This window comes from Kolteria novifilia, from assembly GCA_007748055.1.
In the GTDB taxonomy this organism is placed as follows: domain Bacteria; phylum Planctomycetota; class Planctomycetia; order Kolteriales; family Kolteriaceae; genus Kolteria; species Kolteria novifilia.
The window spans coordinates 1085114-1099759 of record CP036279.1 but is presented as its reverse complement, the minus strand read 5'-3'; the positions used below and the strand labels follow the sequence as shown (position 1 = coordinate 1099759).

At 63.2% G+C, this 14646-nt stretch carries 14 protein-coding genes; 13 read left to right on the top strand and 1 reads right to left on the bottom strand.

Going from position 1 to position 14646, the window contains the following annotated elements:
- The first annotated feature begins 309 nt into the window (after positions 1–309).
- From Pan216_RS28040 to Pan216_RS04085, 3 genes are read left to right on the top strand one after another with little or no spacing between them, the layout of a single operon-like run.
- Complete coding sequence (locus Pan216_RS28040) at positions 310–798, top strand: hypothetical protein (RefSeq protein WP_419193240.1); 489 nt, start codon at positions 310–312, stop codon at positions 796–798.
- On the top strand, positions 701–2128 hold the full coding sequence (locus Pan216_RS04090; RefSeq protein WP_419193239.1) for a phage terminase large subunit: 1428 nt from the start codon (positions 701–703) through the stop codon (positions 2126–2128). Before Pan216_RS28040 ends, Pan216_RS04090 begins: the two co-directional genes overlap by 98 nt.
- Positions 2125–3432 (top strand): phage portal protein family protein, encoded by a 1308-nt coding sequence (locus tag Pan216_RS04085; protein ID WP_145255180.1) that lies wholly within the window; start codon positions 2125–2127, stop codon positions 3430–3432. The genes Pan216_RS04090 and Pan216_RS04085 overlap by 4 nt, the downstream gene beginning before the upstream one ends.
- 127 nt (positions 3433–3559) lie before the next feature.
- Here the strand turns inward: Pan216_RS04085 and Pan216_RS04080 are convergent, their stop codons facing one another.
- A complete protein-coding gene (locus Pan216_RS04080; RefSeq protein ID WP_419193238.1) occupies positions 3560–4540 on the bottom strand; it encodes a serine/threonine protein kinase in 981 nt (326 codons plus the stop codon).
- 1196 nt (positions 4541–5736) lie between these two features.
- On the opposite strand from Pan216_RS04080, the gene Pan216_RS04075 reads away from it, so the two are divergent.
- The 10 genes from Pan216_RS04075 (at position 5737) to Pan216_RS04030 (ending at position 14646) form a co-directional block, all read left to right on the top strand.
- Entirely contained in the window at positions 5737–6960 is a 1224-nt protein-coding gene (locus tag Pan216_RS04075; RefSeq protein WP_145255174.1) for a hypothetical protein, read from the top strand.
- Between the two features lie 58 nt (positions 6961–7018).
- Complete coding sequence (locus Pan216_RS04070; RefSeq protein WP_145255171.1) at positions 7019–7639, top strand: hypothetical protein; 621 nt, start codon at positions 7019–7021, stop codon at positions 7637–7639.
- Between the two features lie 45 nt (positions 7640–7684).
- Positions 7685–8776 carry a major capsid protein gene (locus Pan216_RS04065; RefSeq protein WP_145255168.1) on the top strand — a complete coding sequence of 364 codons (1092 nt, stop codon included), beginning with the start codon at positions 7685–7687 and terminating at the stop codon, positions 8774–8776.
- 129 nt (positions 8777–8905) lie between these two features.
- On the top strand, positions 8906–9349 hold the full coding sequence (locus Pan216_RS04060) for a phage protein Gp36 family protein (protein WP_145255165.1): 444 nt from the start codon (positions 8906–8908) through the stop codon (positions 9347–9349).
- Between the two features lie 50 nt (positions 9350–9399).
- On the top strand, positions 9400–9900 hold the full coding sequence (locus Pan216_RS04055; RefSeq protein ID WP_145255162.1) for a hypothetical protein: 501 nt from the start codon (positions 9400–9402) through the stop codon (positions 9898–9900).
- A gap of 11 nt (positions 9901–9911) precedes the next feature.
- A complete protein-coding gene (locus tag Pan216_RS04050; protein WP_145255159.1) occupies positions 9912–10859 on the top strand; it encodes a phage tail tube protein in 948 nt (315 codons plus the stop codon).
- Positions 10860–10917: 58 nt separating this feature from the next.
- Positions 10918–11742 carry a hypothetical protein gene (locus Pan216_RS04045; protein ID WP_145255157.1) on the top strand — a complete coding sequence of 275 codons (825 nt, stop codon included), beginning with the start codon at positions 10918–10920 and terminating at the stop codon, positions 11740–11742.
- Positions 11739–13802 (top strand): hypothetical protein, encoded by a 2064-nt coding sequence (locus tag Pan216_RS04040; RefSeq protein ID WP_145255154.1) that lies wholly within the window; start codon positions 11739–11741, stop codon positions 13800–13802. Before Pan216_RS04045 ends, Pan216_RS04040 begins: the two co-directional genes overlap by 4 nt.
- A complete protein-coding gene (locus Pan216_RS04035) occupies positions 13802–14014 on the top strand; it encodes a hypothetical protein (protein ID WP_145255151.1) in 213 nt (70 codons plus the stop codon). The genes Pan216_RS04040 and Pan216_RS04035 overlap by 1 nt, the downstream gene beginning before the upstream one ends.
- On the top strand, positions 14014–14646 hold the full coding sequence (locus tag Pan216_RS04030; protein WP_145255148.1) for a hypothetical protein: 633 nt from the start codon (positions 14014–14016) through the stop codon (positions 14644–14646). Before Pan216_RS04035 ends, Pan216_RS04030 begins: the two co-directional genes overlap by 1 nt.

Genomic DNA, 14646 nt, shown 5'->3' with positions numbered 1-14646 from the left:
CCCTGTGGGAGAGGTTGTCCGATTGTTCCCCTCTCCCTGCGGGAGAGGGGTTAGGGGCGAGGGGGTTCCGGAACCACGAGCGATGCGGGTTCATCAAGTCGCTCGGCCCCCTCACCCGGCTCACGATGTTCGCCGACCTCTCCCCCAGGAGAGGTCAAGAGAGCATCATTGCCTGACGCGAGTGGTTCTCGGTGTTCTGGTCCCCAGAGACGAATGCGGGAACCACCACGGGGAGTGGAGCCCGGGCATGACATCCGGCAGCAAGCGAGGAAGCAATCGAGGATCAGGGGAGTGACATGGAATGGACACATGACAGCAAAACGAACGATCACCGCGGCGGCGTGCTCGCGCCAAGAACGGGCTCTGGAACTGCGAAAGGCGGGACTCTCCTACGAGGAGATCGCCGAGAAGGTCGGCTACTCCAACCGGCGCTCCGCCCATCAAGCCGTGACCAGCGCCTTGAGGAAATCGAGTCGAGAGACGACCGAGGAGGTACGCCTCTTGGAACTCGAACGACTCAATCGGCTCCTGGTGTCGGTCTGGTCCTCCGCGCTCAAGGGGGACGAGAAGTCGATCGATCGTGCCCTCAAGATCCTGGAACGACGCGGCAAGCTCCTGGGGCTCGATGGCCTCTCCAATCAACGAGCGCCCTCGCGGGACGGCGCCGCCCCACGGTCCACGCCCAAGGAGTCACCGGACCATGACATCGATCGAATCGCCTCCATCCTCGCGGTCCTGGCGGAGTCTGGCCTCGTCCCTGCCGCGCCTGAAGGAACTGACTCAGCCGAGGATGACTGACTACATCGTCCATCGGCCGACAACCAAGCAAGCGGCCTTCCTGCTCCTTTCGGGGCTCGAGGCTCTCTTTGGCGGCGCGGCGGGCGGGGGCAAGAGCGACGCCCTCCTCATGGCGGCCCTGCAATACGTCGATCATCCGGGCTACGCGGCGGTTCTCTTTCGACGAACCCTGGCCGACCTCGCCCTCCCTGGGGCGTTGATCGACCGCGCCCATCAGTGGCTCGCCGGCACCGACGCGAAGTGGAACCAGAGTGACAAGACGTGGACATTCCCCTCGGGCTCCACGCTCAGCTTCGGCTATCTCGACCACCCGCGCGATCGCTACCGCTACCAGTCGAGCGAGTTCCAGTACATCGGCTTCGACGAGCTGACGCAGTTTCGCGAAACCGACTACACGTACCTTTTCTCGCGACTGCGACGACTTCAGGGAGCATTCGTCCCCCTGCGAATCCGGGCGGCGACGAATCCCGGCGGCTTGGGACACGATTGGGTTCGCCAACGATTCCTGCTCGACCCGCGCCCCCCCGAGCGGGTCTTCCTCTCCGCGACCCTGATGGACAACCCGCATCTCGAACGGGAAAGCTACCTCGAGAGCCTCGGGCAACTCGACCCGTTGAGCCGCTCTCACTTGCTCGACGGCGATTGGTCGGCCGACGAGGAGGGCATCCTGCGGTTCGAGGACATCATCGCTTGCCAGACCGAGACGCTTTGGAACAAGGAGGGCCCCAAGCAACGAGAGCGCCCGGAGCTCTACCTCGGGGTCGACGTCGGCCGCACGCGCGATCTGACGGTGATCTGGACGTGGCAGCGGATGGGCGATGTCTGTTGGTGTCGCGACTTGACGGTCCTCGCGGGGGCCTCCTTTGGCGAACAGCGCGACGCGATCAGCAAACGCTTGACGCGGCACGTTGTCGCGTGCGCGATCGACAAGGGCGGCATCGGCTACCAGTTGGCCGAGGAACTCGAGGCAAGCCATCCCGGCGTCGTCGAGGGAGTTGTCCTTTCGGCCGGCGTGCAGGGAAGACTCGCGCGCCGCCTGGCGGTCGCATTCGCCGAGCGGTTGGTCCGGATTCCCGACGATCCGGTCCTGCGCGACGATCTGCGTCAAGTCAAACGAACCCGTATCGTCGGTGGTGTCGATCGCGTCGAGACGGAACGAAGCGCGAGCGGGCACGCCGATCGCTTCTGGGCGGCGGCGCTCGGCTACGACGCGGCGTGTGTCCACGCGACATCGCCCCCGCGCCCCAAAGCCTCCCTCCCGAGAACCGCCAGGACGAAGAAGAACGCCCGTTGTTCACGAACCCGCAAACGAAGAAGAGCCCAATCATGAATGACTCGACTCCCCGATCTCGCCCCGTCAACAAGGACCGCGCCGAGGCGCCGCTTCGCGCTCGGCATCACGCGATTCTCCGAAAGGCCCGTCGCCAGGAACCGGCGTCGCTGGCTCGACTCGTCGAGGGAATCGAGGCGGACTACCAGTTCAAGCTCGGCTACGTGATCCTGACGTCGATCATCGAATCGGTGGAGGTCGCGATCGAGACCGAGGACCCGCGGGCCCAACCGCTCGCGAAGAACCTTTTCGAGCACTGGCATCTCGTCCTGCCGCATGGACTGCGGGCGATCGCGTATGGACGAGCAGCGTTCGAGAAGACGTACCGCATCGACGCGGACTCGGGGCTCGCGCTGCTCGCGGGGCTCGACTACCTTCCGTTCGAGCGAAGCGGGCTGCGTCTGGACGCGGAGGGTTCCTTCGCGGGAGTCGAGTTGCGTGGCCCAGGGCACACCGCGCTGCTGGAGCCCGATCGCGCGTGGTGGTTCGCGCTTGACCCGACGCCCCTGGAGCCCCATGGCCGCAGTCGCTATCTCGGCGCGGCGCTCGAGGTATGGAAACAGCGACGACAGCTCGAACGCCAAGAGGAGATCTGGTACTCGAAGTTCGCGATCGGCCACGCGGTGGCGAGGGCGCCCGAGAAGGCGGACGTCGATCCGATCATCGACCAGGGGGATCTCGGCGTCGTCGGCGCCGACGGTCAGTATGTCGACCCGATGGACGTGATGCGCGAACGCTGCAACGAGATTGAAAGCGGTGGCGTCCTGGTCCTCTCCAGCAAGACCAACCGCGAGGGGCGTTATCTCTACGACTATCAGGAGTCACCGGAACAGAAGGAGAGCGGACCGCTCGAACTCCGGCGCAAGTCGCTCGACGCCGCGGCGCTGCGTTCGCTCGGCATTCCCGAACGAGCGATCACGCAAGACAGCTCGACCGGCTCCTACGCGATGGCGTCGACACACCTCTCGGTGCTGCTGCACACGTGCGAAGGCATCCTCGCCCAACTCGCGACGAGCTTCGAACGCTATGTCATCAGGAAACTCGTGGAGCTGAACTGGCCCGAGGACCGACGGCCGTCGGTTCGTTTGACGCGTCAACCCCTTGGCAGCCGTCGCAAGGAACAACTCATCGAGTTGGTCGGTTCGCTGCTGACGGCTCCGCATGTCTCGCCGTGGTTCACCAATGGAGTCGTCGACGCCCGCAAGCTCTTCGAGATCGCCAATGTGCCTCTGGCGAGTTCGACCGCGGCGCCGGCATCGGAGAGTCCAATGACTGACGACGAGGCCCAACAGGATAGACAGTGACATGCGTTTCCCGCAACCCTTGAGGATGCCTTCCGCAATCAGCGCTCTTTCCAGCACGCTCGCGCGAGCGCGGACATCCCATCCGAGAGAGTGACGTGGCATAGGCAGCGACGAGCGCGCCGGACCGCTAGGCGTCCAAGCCGACCGACTTGGCGATCGAGGCGAGCGTTCGCAGCAACTCGCCGGGAGTGCTGAAGCGATCCTTCGGGTCCTTGGCCATCGCGCGGCCGATGGTGTTTTGCAGTTCCACGGGAACGTTCTGCCGAAGCGTTTCCGGAAAGATCGGCGGCTCTTCCCGAATCTGTCGACCCAGCTCGACCAACGTCTCGGACGCGAACGGCGGCTGTCCCGTCAGGGCGTAGAAGAGAGTCGCCCCTAGCGAGTAGATGTCCGCCGTGAAGCCGATGGCGCCCTCCTCGAGAAGAGCCTCGGGCGACATGTACGCCAAGTCGACGAGGTACTCGTGCACGCCGACAACGCTAATCTTGTCGTGGCTGGCGCCCGCGATCGCCTTGGCGACGATGAGGTTGTCGAGTTTGGCCGTCCCGTCGCGACCGATCAGGATGTTTGACGGCCTGATGTCACGATGAACGATGTTTCGCGCGACGACGTGATCGAGCGCCGCGGCGATATCCATGCCGACCCTGAGTACCTGATCGATGCTGAGACGCTCGAGGCGACCGTGTCGGCCCATGAGCATGCCGAGCGGTTCGCCGTCGAAGAGTTCCGACGCCATGTAACAGTAGTCGCCGTCATTGCCGGCCGCGATCAAGCGGATGAGATTGGGATGCTTGAGGTCGATGGTGACACGCATCGCGCGCACGAAGCGGGAGAGCGCTTCGTCGTCCATCACGATCTGCGGCCACAGGACCTTCAAGCGGACCTTGCGATCCTTGGCCATCTCGGTCGCTTCCAGGAAGGCGCCGGTTTCGTCTTTCCAGAGAAGGTGACTCGGGCGGAACGGGCCAATCGCTCGCCCCAGCAGTTTGGAGATCCACACCCGTCGAGCCTCGACGTCGATCGCGGCCAACCGAGAGTCGAGGCGCGGATCGGTTTCCGTCGGTCGACGACCATGCACGGGAGAATGCGACCTATCCGACGATGCCATGCTGCCCCCTGCGGAGAGGATCCTCAAACGCAGCCGCCGCGGTCGGACTCGTGAGGACCGTCGCGCGGCTTCCGTGGTCGCGTCGCGACGCCGGCCGCGGGTCACCCCAATCGACCAAAGTCGCTGATGTCCGTGGGGCATGATTGTTGGATCTCATGCCTCGCTGCCATTGTACTCAGATCGAAATCGCGACACCAATCTCCGGTTCGGTCGCGTCCGGTAGGAAGGGGCAATGGATCGCGGGCCCGGTTGGTCTTCCGGGGCCGGTTGGAGAGCGGGCCGTCTGAGCGAAATGCTGGAGGAAACCGCACCAACGGAAGTCTAGAGAGGGGCGGCGGAAAAATCGGGGTCAGAAACGCAAGAAAAGGCTGATGCGCTAGGGTTTTCCCTAATGCGGAAAAGACTTGGCTTTCGCAAACTAGGTCCAAGTGCTGACAGGGAAAGTCGACGCGACGCTCGAGGGGTTGAGCAAACGTCGACGCTAGAATGACTTGGGGTTGCTCGGGCGGACTGGCATGACCGGCTCGCCCATCCCGTCGGCACCCAACATGTCAACCGAACGAGTGTTGACATGCGGTGTGAAGCATTGACCTGGTGTCCGCCGCCCGGTCTGGTATGGTTCCCGCGGCTTCGGCTGGGCGGCGGCCCCAGGGTCAATTCATTCTGTTTCTGATCGCCATTTTGTCGATCACCCATCTGGCGCATTTCCTCCGCCATTTTTTGGGTTTCGTTCTCGGGGGGCTTCTCTCCTCGCTGATCGCGATCTTCTCCAAATCCTCACCAGTTTTCTCGGTCGCCGGGTCGACCAGCGACCATAGATCCGTGCCCCATCGGGTGTCTTCCCAATAGAGAGGCGCTTCCCGCATGCCCATGCGAGCATGGACATGGCACCAGGCAATGCTTCCGCGATCAATCGGCGTATAGCCAAGCCCCCCACTTGGGGGAAATCCCCAACTGGACTCTCTCGCTCTGACGGGAGGTTCGCGCGTCTGGAGACGGACCGACGGCATCCTTTCTCCCGCCTTTCTCACTCGCGCCATTGCCATGTCACGACGTTGCCAACCGACGACGAAAAAGTTTCTAGGACGCGCTGGAGTAGCCGTTGAATCGATCCTCGCCGACGAGTAATCTTCACGCACCAATCGAGTGAAGCAAGCAGCAAGTCGAACCTGGCCGGTATCGCCGGGAGGGCTTGCGTGACTCAGCAACCAACCATCAGTGACTCTCGGGCAATCGGCTCGAACTCGCCACCACCACGGCGCTTCCGTTTGCGTCTGGCGGTCGGCGGCGTCGAGGAATCCGCCCACCCCGCGATCGCCCCAGACGACCGCGCCTCCGACGTGGCGACACGACGCTACTACGAGAAGGAAATCCTGCGCGCCGGCCGTTGGGAGACTCCTCAAGGCCCTTGGCGTGTCACCCAGCAGACACTCCGCCGGCTCGCCGACTCCTGGCGCCGTGCTCGCGGCCGGGGCGTTCGCATCCCCGTGGTCTGGAACCACAGCGACGACGCCCGGGACAAAATCGGCGAACTCACTGCTCTGGTCGTCGTGGACAACGGCCTCGTCGCCCGCTTCTGGGCCGCGAGCCACGACGATGTTCGTCGCATCGGCACCACCGTCCAGGACGTCTCCGTCGAGGTCCAAGCTCCCTGGCGCGACGGGGCGGGCCACCGCTACGACATGATGCTGACTCACTTGGCGCTCGTGTCCCTCCCTGTCGTGTCCGATCAACAGCCATTTCGTCAACTAGCCCTTTCCTCCAAAGGAGAATCCGCGATGCCCAAGGACCATCGCTCCAGCCCAGCCACGGACCTCGCCCCGAACACGCCCGACGCGTCCCCTCCCAAGGAGAGTTCGAGCGAGTTCGAGAGCGTCTCGATCTCGGACGTCATCGCCGCGATCAACGCGTTGCTCGACGCATCGGGTTTGGGACTCAAACTTCCTCCCGACACGAACGCCGAGACCCTTCTCGACGAGTTGCTCCAGCTCAAACAGCGCGTGCTCGACGATCAAGTCACCGAGGAAGACGCGGAGCATTCGGTCCCAAGGAGCGGCGACGCCCCGACCGATGTGCACCAGCTCCAACTCGCGCTCGATCGGACGACGCGTCGACTCGCCGCCGAACGCCGAAAGAGCCTGGCTCAGCGTGAGCGTCACTTCACGAACTCGCTCGACCGGCTGGTCCGGCAAGGACGCATCCTCCCCGCGCGACGTGCCGATCTCCTCGAGACGGGAGCCTCGATCGGCTTCCGCTTGTCGCTGCTGACACCCTTCGAGGATATTCCCAGCGAAGCGGCGCTCCCCCTTCGGCGGCGGACCCGGCAAGCGGCGACCAGTCAACCACCCGTCGTCGGCGCCCGGAACCCGATGTCGCCTCAACGGGCACGGGAGATCGCCCGCGGCTTTCGTCCCGAGTGACCCGCCACCCTCGTCGTTTCTCAATCCACCCGAACCATCGTTAAAGAGGAATCCCTAGATGAATCGTTCACTTCCCGGCTACGAGACGATCCACACGCTCGAAAGTCCTGACATCCTCTTGTCACATCTGGGCGCGGTCCGCGTCCCGATCATCGTCGGCAAGGAGAGTCGCGACGGCGGCCTCGTTGGCTACGAACACGAGATTCGCGCTGGCTGGCTGATGGGCCAGGTCACCGCGAGCAAGCTCTGGTCTCCTTGCAAGCGAACCACGCTCGCGGCCGACGAGTCCTCGAGCTCCGGCGAGGGAACCAGTCTGCTCACGGTCGTCACCGCCGCGCCCTTCGTCGTGGGAGACGTGATCACCGTCGGGAGCCAGACCGGACTGAGCGTCACCGCGGTCGACTACGACGCCAACTCGCTCACCGTCGACGAGGCGATCGACGTGGAGGAGAACGACGCGGTCTTCGCCGAGGACGGCTCGGCGACCTGTCGCGGCATCCTGCTCGACTCGGTTTCCCTCCGCAACGACGACAACACCGTCGACGTCCACAAGTCGTCCGGCCTGCTCATCCAAGGCGTCGTTCGGACATCCCTCCTTCTCGGCGACCTCGATGCCATCCGCGCGGACTCAAGCGCGAAGCTGAGCGGCGTCCGCTTCAGCGACGAGCACGGCCAATAGACCGCACCGAACCAGTCATTCCCCCAACCATTCTGAGGAGCCCCGATGTACACGCTCGATGAAGTCCTTCACCCGCGCGTCATGACCGAGACCTACGTTGAGGAGGCCGGCAAGTATTTCCACCATCCGCTGGTGGAATTCTACGGTCGCCAATCGCGCGACTACACCGGCGATCGCTTCGAGTTCGCCTATCGCGAAGCGATGAAGGAGCCGGCACCAGCCAACTTCCGCGGCCAACCGGCTCGCGTCCTTCAGCCGACCAGCGCCGCGGAGCGCCGAGTCTACATGTTGCACGCGTTCAACGAAGTCAATCTCTCGACCGAGTCGCTTCGGATGGTGCGTCGTCCCGACGATCAGACGTTGCAGGAGCAAGGACGCGAGGAGATCCATCGCCAGATGGAGGACTTCGGCGATCGGCATCTCATCTTCCGCGCCGTCTGCCTGGCGAAGACGCTGGTCGACGGCGAGATTCATTTCAACAACGAGGGCCAAGTCCTCGAAAGCTCCAGCGGCGCCAGTTACACCGTCGACTTCGGCGTCCCCGACGGACACAAGGGGCAGCTCGATTTCAATGGCTCCGGCGACCTGATCGGGACCAGGTGGAGTTCGACATCCGCGAAGATCCTCGACGATCTCGACGACATCCGCATCGCCGCGGAGGAGGAGAACGCCGAGGAGCCCAAGCACATCTGGCTCCACCATTCCGCCAAGCGCTGGCTTCGTGACAACACCCAGTTGCAGCAGTACGTCCAGGGCTCCCCGGAGAAGATCGACCAGGTGCTCCGCGGGTCGTTCATCGAAGATCTCAATGGTTGGACTTGGCACTTCTACAGCGGCCGTTACGCCGCCGCCGACGGCACGACCAAGCCCTACATTCCGGTTGATCGAGCGATCATCACGCCCGACGTCGGTCCGTGGCTACGGGCGGTCAACGGCTCGGAGATGATCACCGGCTTCGAGGGGCTGCGATCGACGATCGACGAGGCGCTCGGCGAAATCACCGAGGTCTTCGGCGACTTCGCGTACGTCAAGCTGGTCGACAACCCGACGAAGCTCGTTCTTCGCATGGGTACCAACTTCGTCTACGCGTTCGCGAATCCCAAGGCGGTCTGGATGCCGACGGTTGACTTCACCTAGATCGCGCCAGCCAGTTGCATCCCCTCTCCGCGATCGGATCCAATAACCGGCGATCGATCGCGGAGACTCACCCCGGCGGGCAACGCATCCCCCTGGCGCTTGCCCGCCGGGCCCACCAAGGAGTCAGCGATGAGTTACTGCACCAGCGACGATCTGGTCAAACGCCTCGGCGATGCCGGCATCCTCTACGTCGCCGACGACGACGCCGACAACGTCGCCTCGAGCGACGAGCGGGAAGCGGCGATCGACGAAGCGATTCGGGCCGCGGGCGCCGAGATCGATGGATCGCTCCTGCCCCACGTGAATCTTCCGATCGCCGGGACCAACGATTGGCTCCGCCAGCGTGCGATCGATTTGGCGAGCGAGCATCTGGCGGAACGACGTGGGAGTCACCCGCCCGCCTCGCTGACGAATGCCGCGCAGCGTTCGCGGGGCTGGCTCGAGGAAGTCCGGCTCGGAACCCGTCGCGTGCCGGGGCTGAGCTATCCCTCCGATCGCTTCGATCGCGAGACCCGACACTCGAGCCTGCCCCGCGTGGGCAACCCGACGCTCCCTCGCGAGCGTGCGAGGTAGCAATCGCTCGAACACGCCTCAATCGCCACCAGCAGTAGGAACGTGACAACGTGTCGACATCAATTCTGACGACAGCCAGGCAATCGGTCTGGGCCGCCATCGACGAGTGGCCCGCCCTCGCGGCGACCTTCCGCCGCAAGTGGAAGTTCGAAGACACGGGCACGCTCCAAGGGCCGGAGCCGGCACCGTCACTGGGCGATCTGCCGGGGTTGGCGATCTCACCGGCGAGTCAGCGTCACCAGTGGGCGGCGTCGCAAACGAGTCAGATTCTCTACGCTCTCGACGCTCGCCTCTGGACTCGTCATTGGGACGTGCGCCACGGTGAGGAACTGATCGAGGAGATCACCAAGGCCCTCTACCAGTCGGGGCCCGAGGACTCGAGCGCGGCGAACTTGCCCTTCGTCGAGGCGGCGACGCGCTATCCGCCCGAGTCGATTCAGAACATCAGCGCCAAGCGCGTTCACTTGGCGAGGAACGATGGGCCCCGAGCGACGCTCTGGAGTTGGACCATCGTCCTGCGCATCAAATGGAACCCCCGCACCGCCTCTTAAGGAGAACTCTCATGGCCGAATATGCCGGCTGGCAGCGCTACATCCACGTCGCCTCGGAGACACAGTTCGGAACGACGCCTGGCTCGCCGACCTACGTCTACGTTCCGGTATCGCAGTACGACGTCGGCGTTCAACGGAACAACCGTCAAAGTGAACTCTTCACCGGTCGTCGCCAACAGACGAAGAATCAGCTCGTCAATCGCTCGCTGCAGGGGACACTCGCCGCGCCCTTGTTCGGCCATCATGCCGGTGGCCAGTCGATCGCCCAGTTCTTCATCGACAAGGCCCTTTCCGCCCCGTCGGGACTGGAACTCGACTCGTTCCTGGCCGAGATCAGCGAGGAGGGAACCGACGACAAGCGCCACAACGGACTCCGCGTCAACTCCTGCCAGATCTCCGGACAAGCGGAGGGTGGCGACATCACGATGTCACTCGATCTCATCGGCAAGGACGAAACCGGCGGCATCACCGTCCAATCGCTCTCGGACACGAGCGACGAACCCGACGCCTTCCTTTTCGCCGACGCGACGCTCTCCCTGGATGCCGACGGAGTCGGTGGATCCTCCCCGGAGGATTTCGACTTCATCAGTTTCCAGATCGACATCCAGAACAACCTCAAGCCGTACTTCGTCAACTCGAAGGTGATCGAGAAGCTCCCCGCGATGCAGCGGCTCGTTCGGCTCACGTTCCAGATCTTCAAGATCGACGACACGTTCGACGCATTGAACCGCTCGAACGACGATCTGGAATACTCGATCGAACTGGCCCTTCGCGGCAAGCACGGCGGCAGTGCCTCCGGCACCTACACGACCGCGACCTTCACGTTCGACCGCATCCCGCTCGAGACCCTGTCGATGCAGTCTAGTGTCAACGAATTGGCAACGCTCTCGACCAACTGGCTGGCCCTCAAGCCTCTCTCCTCGAGCAACGAACTCGATGTGACGTGGTCGACGGAGTAGGGGATCGGCACCGCAAGCGACCAAGCGAGAGCAATGCGACGGTTGATGGGAGTAACTCATGGCAAACGAAGTGAAAGCGAATTACGAGAGTGGCGCCGACCTCTACTTCTTCCTGTTCAACCAGGCGGGGCAGGTGTGGAGCGGCTCGGCGTTCGTCGATTTCTCCACGGGGAGTTGGGATAGTTTCCTCCTTGAACTCCCCGAAGTCGACATCGGAAGCGGCTTCTACTTCGCCGACTTCCCGACTGCCATCACCACGGCGGGACGGTACTGGATCGTCATTTTCGAGCGATTGCTCTCCGCGTCCAGCTCCAGTTCGTCCTCAAGCTCCGACACCGATGGCGCCGGGCCAGCGGATGAGCGGATCGCCGAATCTTTCGTCTCTTGGGACGGCTCGCGAGAAGTCGAGTTCACCCTCGCCGCGTCCACCGGGAACTACGGCGACGGGACGGTGGGAGCGGCCCTGTCTCGCATCGGGACCGGCAACCTCACCATCGTCTCGATCGTCGCGGCATCGGGTACCGTCACTCTCGTCAAGGGCGACGACTACACCGTGAGCCAAGGTCGGGCTCTCACGTGGACGACGGCCGCGGCGGCGACATGGCCGGTACTCACCGACGCGACGATCCTCTTTCGGATCTCTGGGAACACCCTTCTCGCTGCGGGAGAAGTCGTCAACGCCACCGGAGCGAACAAGTCGGTTCGGGTCGAACTGCGGTGCGGGCAGACCATTGGACTCACGCCGGGGAGCTACAGCTACGACTTGCGAGCCATCCTTGACGGTTCGTCGGCATCCTCAAGTTCGAGCGACGACTGCGTCGACGGAGCGGAGACCGTCACGCTGGCCCGCGGAACCCTTGTCGTACTGGCGGACGCATCGTGAGTATCAGCAACCCGGTTGACTTTGGCTTCGATGGAACGCCACCGCCGCCGGAAAACTACAGTGGCCTACGAATGTTCCAGCTTGGCGTTGAGGGCTGGGCGGAGGTCGACATGCCCGGGGAAGGCATCGTCGAGCTACAACTCAGTGTTGCGTATTCTCACGCGACGACGCTGACGTTCTCGATCCTCGCCCCGCAGCATACGTTGCCGATCGCCCCGCGAACCGCGATCAAGCTCATTGACGAGGCCTTCGACGAGTCAGAAGACCGTCCCATCTTCGAGGGATGGGTCCACGACATCTCGCCCTCGGAATCGAACCGGGTCGACTACACCTGTTACGACGCCACCAAGCGAGCGGCGGATGAAGTCTTCGTCTTCAGCTTGCCGTACACCCGAAGCCACCGGGTGCCGCGACTCGTCTACAACGTCAAGATCGAGGAAGATGAAGACAAGGCCTTCGAGCGAAACAACAGCGCCTCGATCGCCGAGATCGTCAAGGATCTGCTGAACGATCCGATCGACGAGTTGCGGGAGATTCTTGCGGCGCCGGACGAGGACTCCTCGTCTTCCTCGGAAGAGAAGGCCTACGACGAGGACGACCTCGCCGAGTTAACCTACGAGCCGCAGGAGAAGGTCGTCTTCGAGTCGGAGACGCTTCGCTCCGCGCTCGATCGCACGCTGAGCCACTACCCGCGCTACCGCTACCTCTTCCACCCCGGCGAGCACGAACGCAAATGGCGACTCCGCGATGTGAAAGCGGCGCCCCAGGTCACCTTCACGCTCAATGACCCGAACGCGACCCCGCAGGTGTTGTCACTGGTCCTCGAGCGTTCGATCGAACAACGGTTCACCGCGGTCACGATCTACGGCCCGCAGGCGCTCAGCTCGGCGGTCGCCTACCAGGATGACCTCGACAGCAACGGGTGTGACAGCTCGGAGGAGACGCCCTTCCTCTGTGTGACGCTCAAGAGGCTCTGGACCGACCAAGAGCAGGATTCGTTTCTCCAGAACGGCCCCTCGGGCTCGAACTTCTTCGACACCGAGGTCGGATCCGTCTTTCGCCGCTGGCAGATCGAGGAGGAAGAGTATCGGCAGATGGGGCGACGGCTCCGCGACCCAATCTTCGTCGGAATGTTCTCCCCCAACATCTTCGGTTCCGGGCTCGCCAAGCGGACGACCATCAAGCCGAGCCTTCAGGCCCGGTGGGATGACGCGGTGGGCTGGGAGAACCTCAACGGCTGGTTCATCGAGAATGCCGCCAACGGTGTGATCCAGGTTCCTTACCATGCGGTGAAGAGCTTCCCCGCGGCGGCATCCGTTTCGGTCTCCTCGTCATCGAGTGCCGAGAACTTCAGCACGGATCGCGACCCGATCACGTTTCCGGCAGACGAGTCAATTCTGCCGATCGGTGTTCGCCTCTACTACACCTACTACGGCGAGCCGCTCAAGGTCCGCAAACCAGCCAGCGGCTTCGAGGGAACCGCCTACGAACGATATGGCATCCAAAACGAGATGCACCGCTACGACGAGTTCCTTGCCACGGGCTACGATCGTGGCTCCCCAGTCACCGACGATGAGCGGAAGGGCAAGTTCGAGCGGATCGCCGAGCAGATCCTCGAAGGGCACAAGGATGTCGTCTACTCCGGCGGCTGTTCGCTGCACGGCATCCACTACGACTTCCTCCGGCTGAACAAGCGCGTCAACTTCACGGGGCTCGATGGAGAGGGGAACCCCGAGACGCTCGACTGGGAAGACATCAACGCGATCGTCACCGACGTCGAGTTCGACTACGCCGAGAACCTGACCACGTTGACGTTTTCTTCCGATCATCTCGAATTCACCCAGGTCGACCCCGAGCAGCTCAAGAAGCGGCTGAAGATTCCCGCGAGCCAGTTCGTGATCGAGTCGGACGAAGGGTTCATTCCGTTCATCGAGATCGACGGTCGGCGGTACATCGTCAGCCTGAGCGGCAAGAACGAGGGGAACTCCGCCGCCGAGAACAAACGCCGCAACGATCTCGACCGACTCCAACGCGAACGCTTCAAGAGGGGGCTCGACTGATGGGAACCCAGCTCGAGAAGGAACAGGCCAAGCGGATTCGGGAACTCGAACGCCGGCAAGCCCGTGTGATCACGGACATTGCTCGTTTGCAACGATTGCTTCCCTCAAGCATCGACCACGCCTACCTTCCCGGCGGCGCGGCCGAGGCCTCGAAGACCCTAGGTTCTGTTGCCCCGCTGCCACGACCAATTCCGGGAGGCGCTGGCGACTGATGGCACTCCCCCTTCGTTACGGCGGCAATCTTCAGCGGCTTCGTCAGCTCGAGCGATCGGTGAGTCAGGCGGAAGTCGATGTCGCGCGGCTCTGGCGGCAGATGGACGCCGCCAACAACCAGTTGGGGTACATCGACACGGGTTACGGCCCTTTGGTGGAACCGACGTCGGAAGGATCGGAGAGTTCAGAGCCGGGAGTGGCAACCCCGTGTTGCCCAGATGGCATCCCCGCGACACTGACCGCAACCATTGCAGCGTCGTTGGCTCCTGCGCTCGTAGGCACAACGTTTGAGATGAACTACCTCGAGGGGCCACCCTATGACCGTTGGTGCGGCGAGCTCGACTTGCCATCGGCGTGTGGCCGTACTTTTATTATCGCGCTTAACTGCAACGAAAATATCAGCGTCTGGATGCACAGTGCGGGGTTGTTGTCGGCATTCGTGGATTGCGACGATCCGTCAACGGCCTACGCCGTGGTGAGCTCGGCTGTGTGCGATCCCGTGTCGATCGAGTTTTCGCGGGCATTGACAGTATCGGGTTGGTCAAGTGCATGCAGAACAGCGCTTGGAAATCCGCCCCTCGTGGGGTTTGGTAGCCTGAACTTGACATCGACATTCCTTCTGACGGAGTAA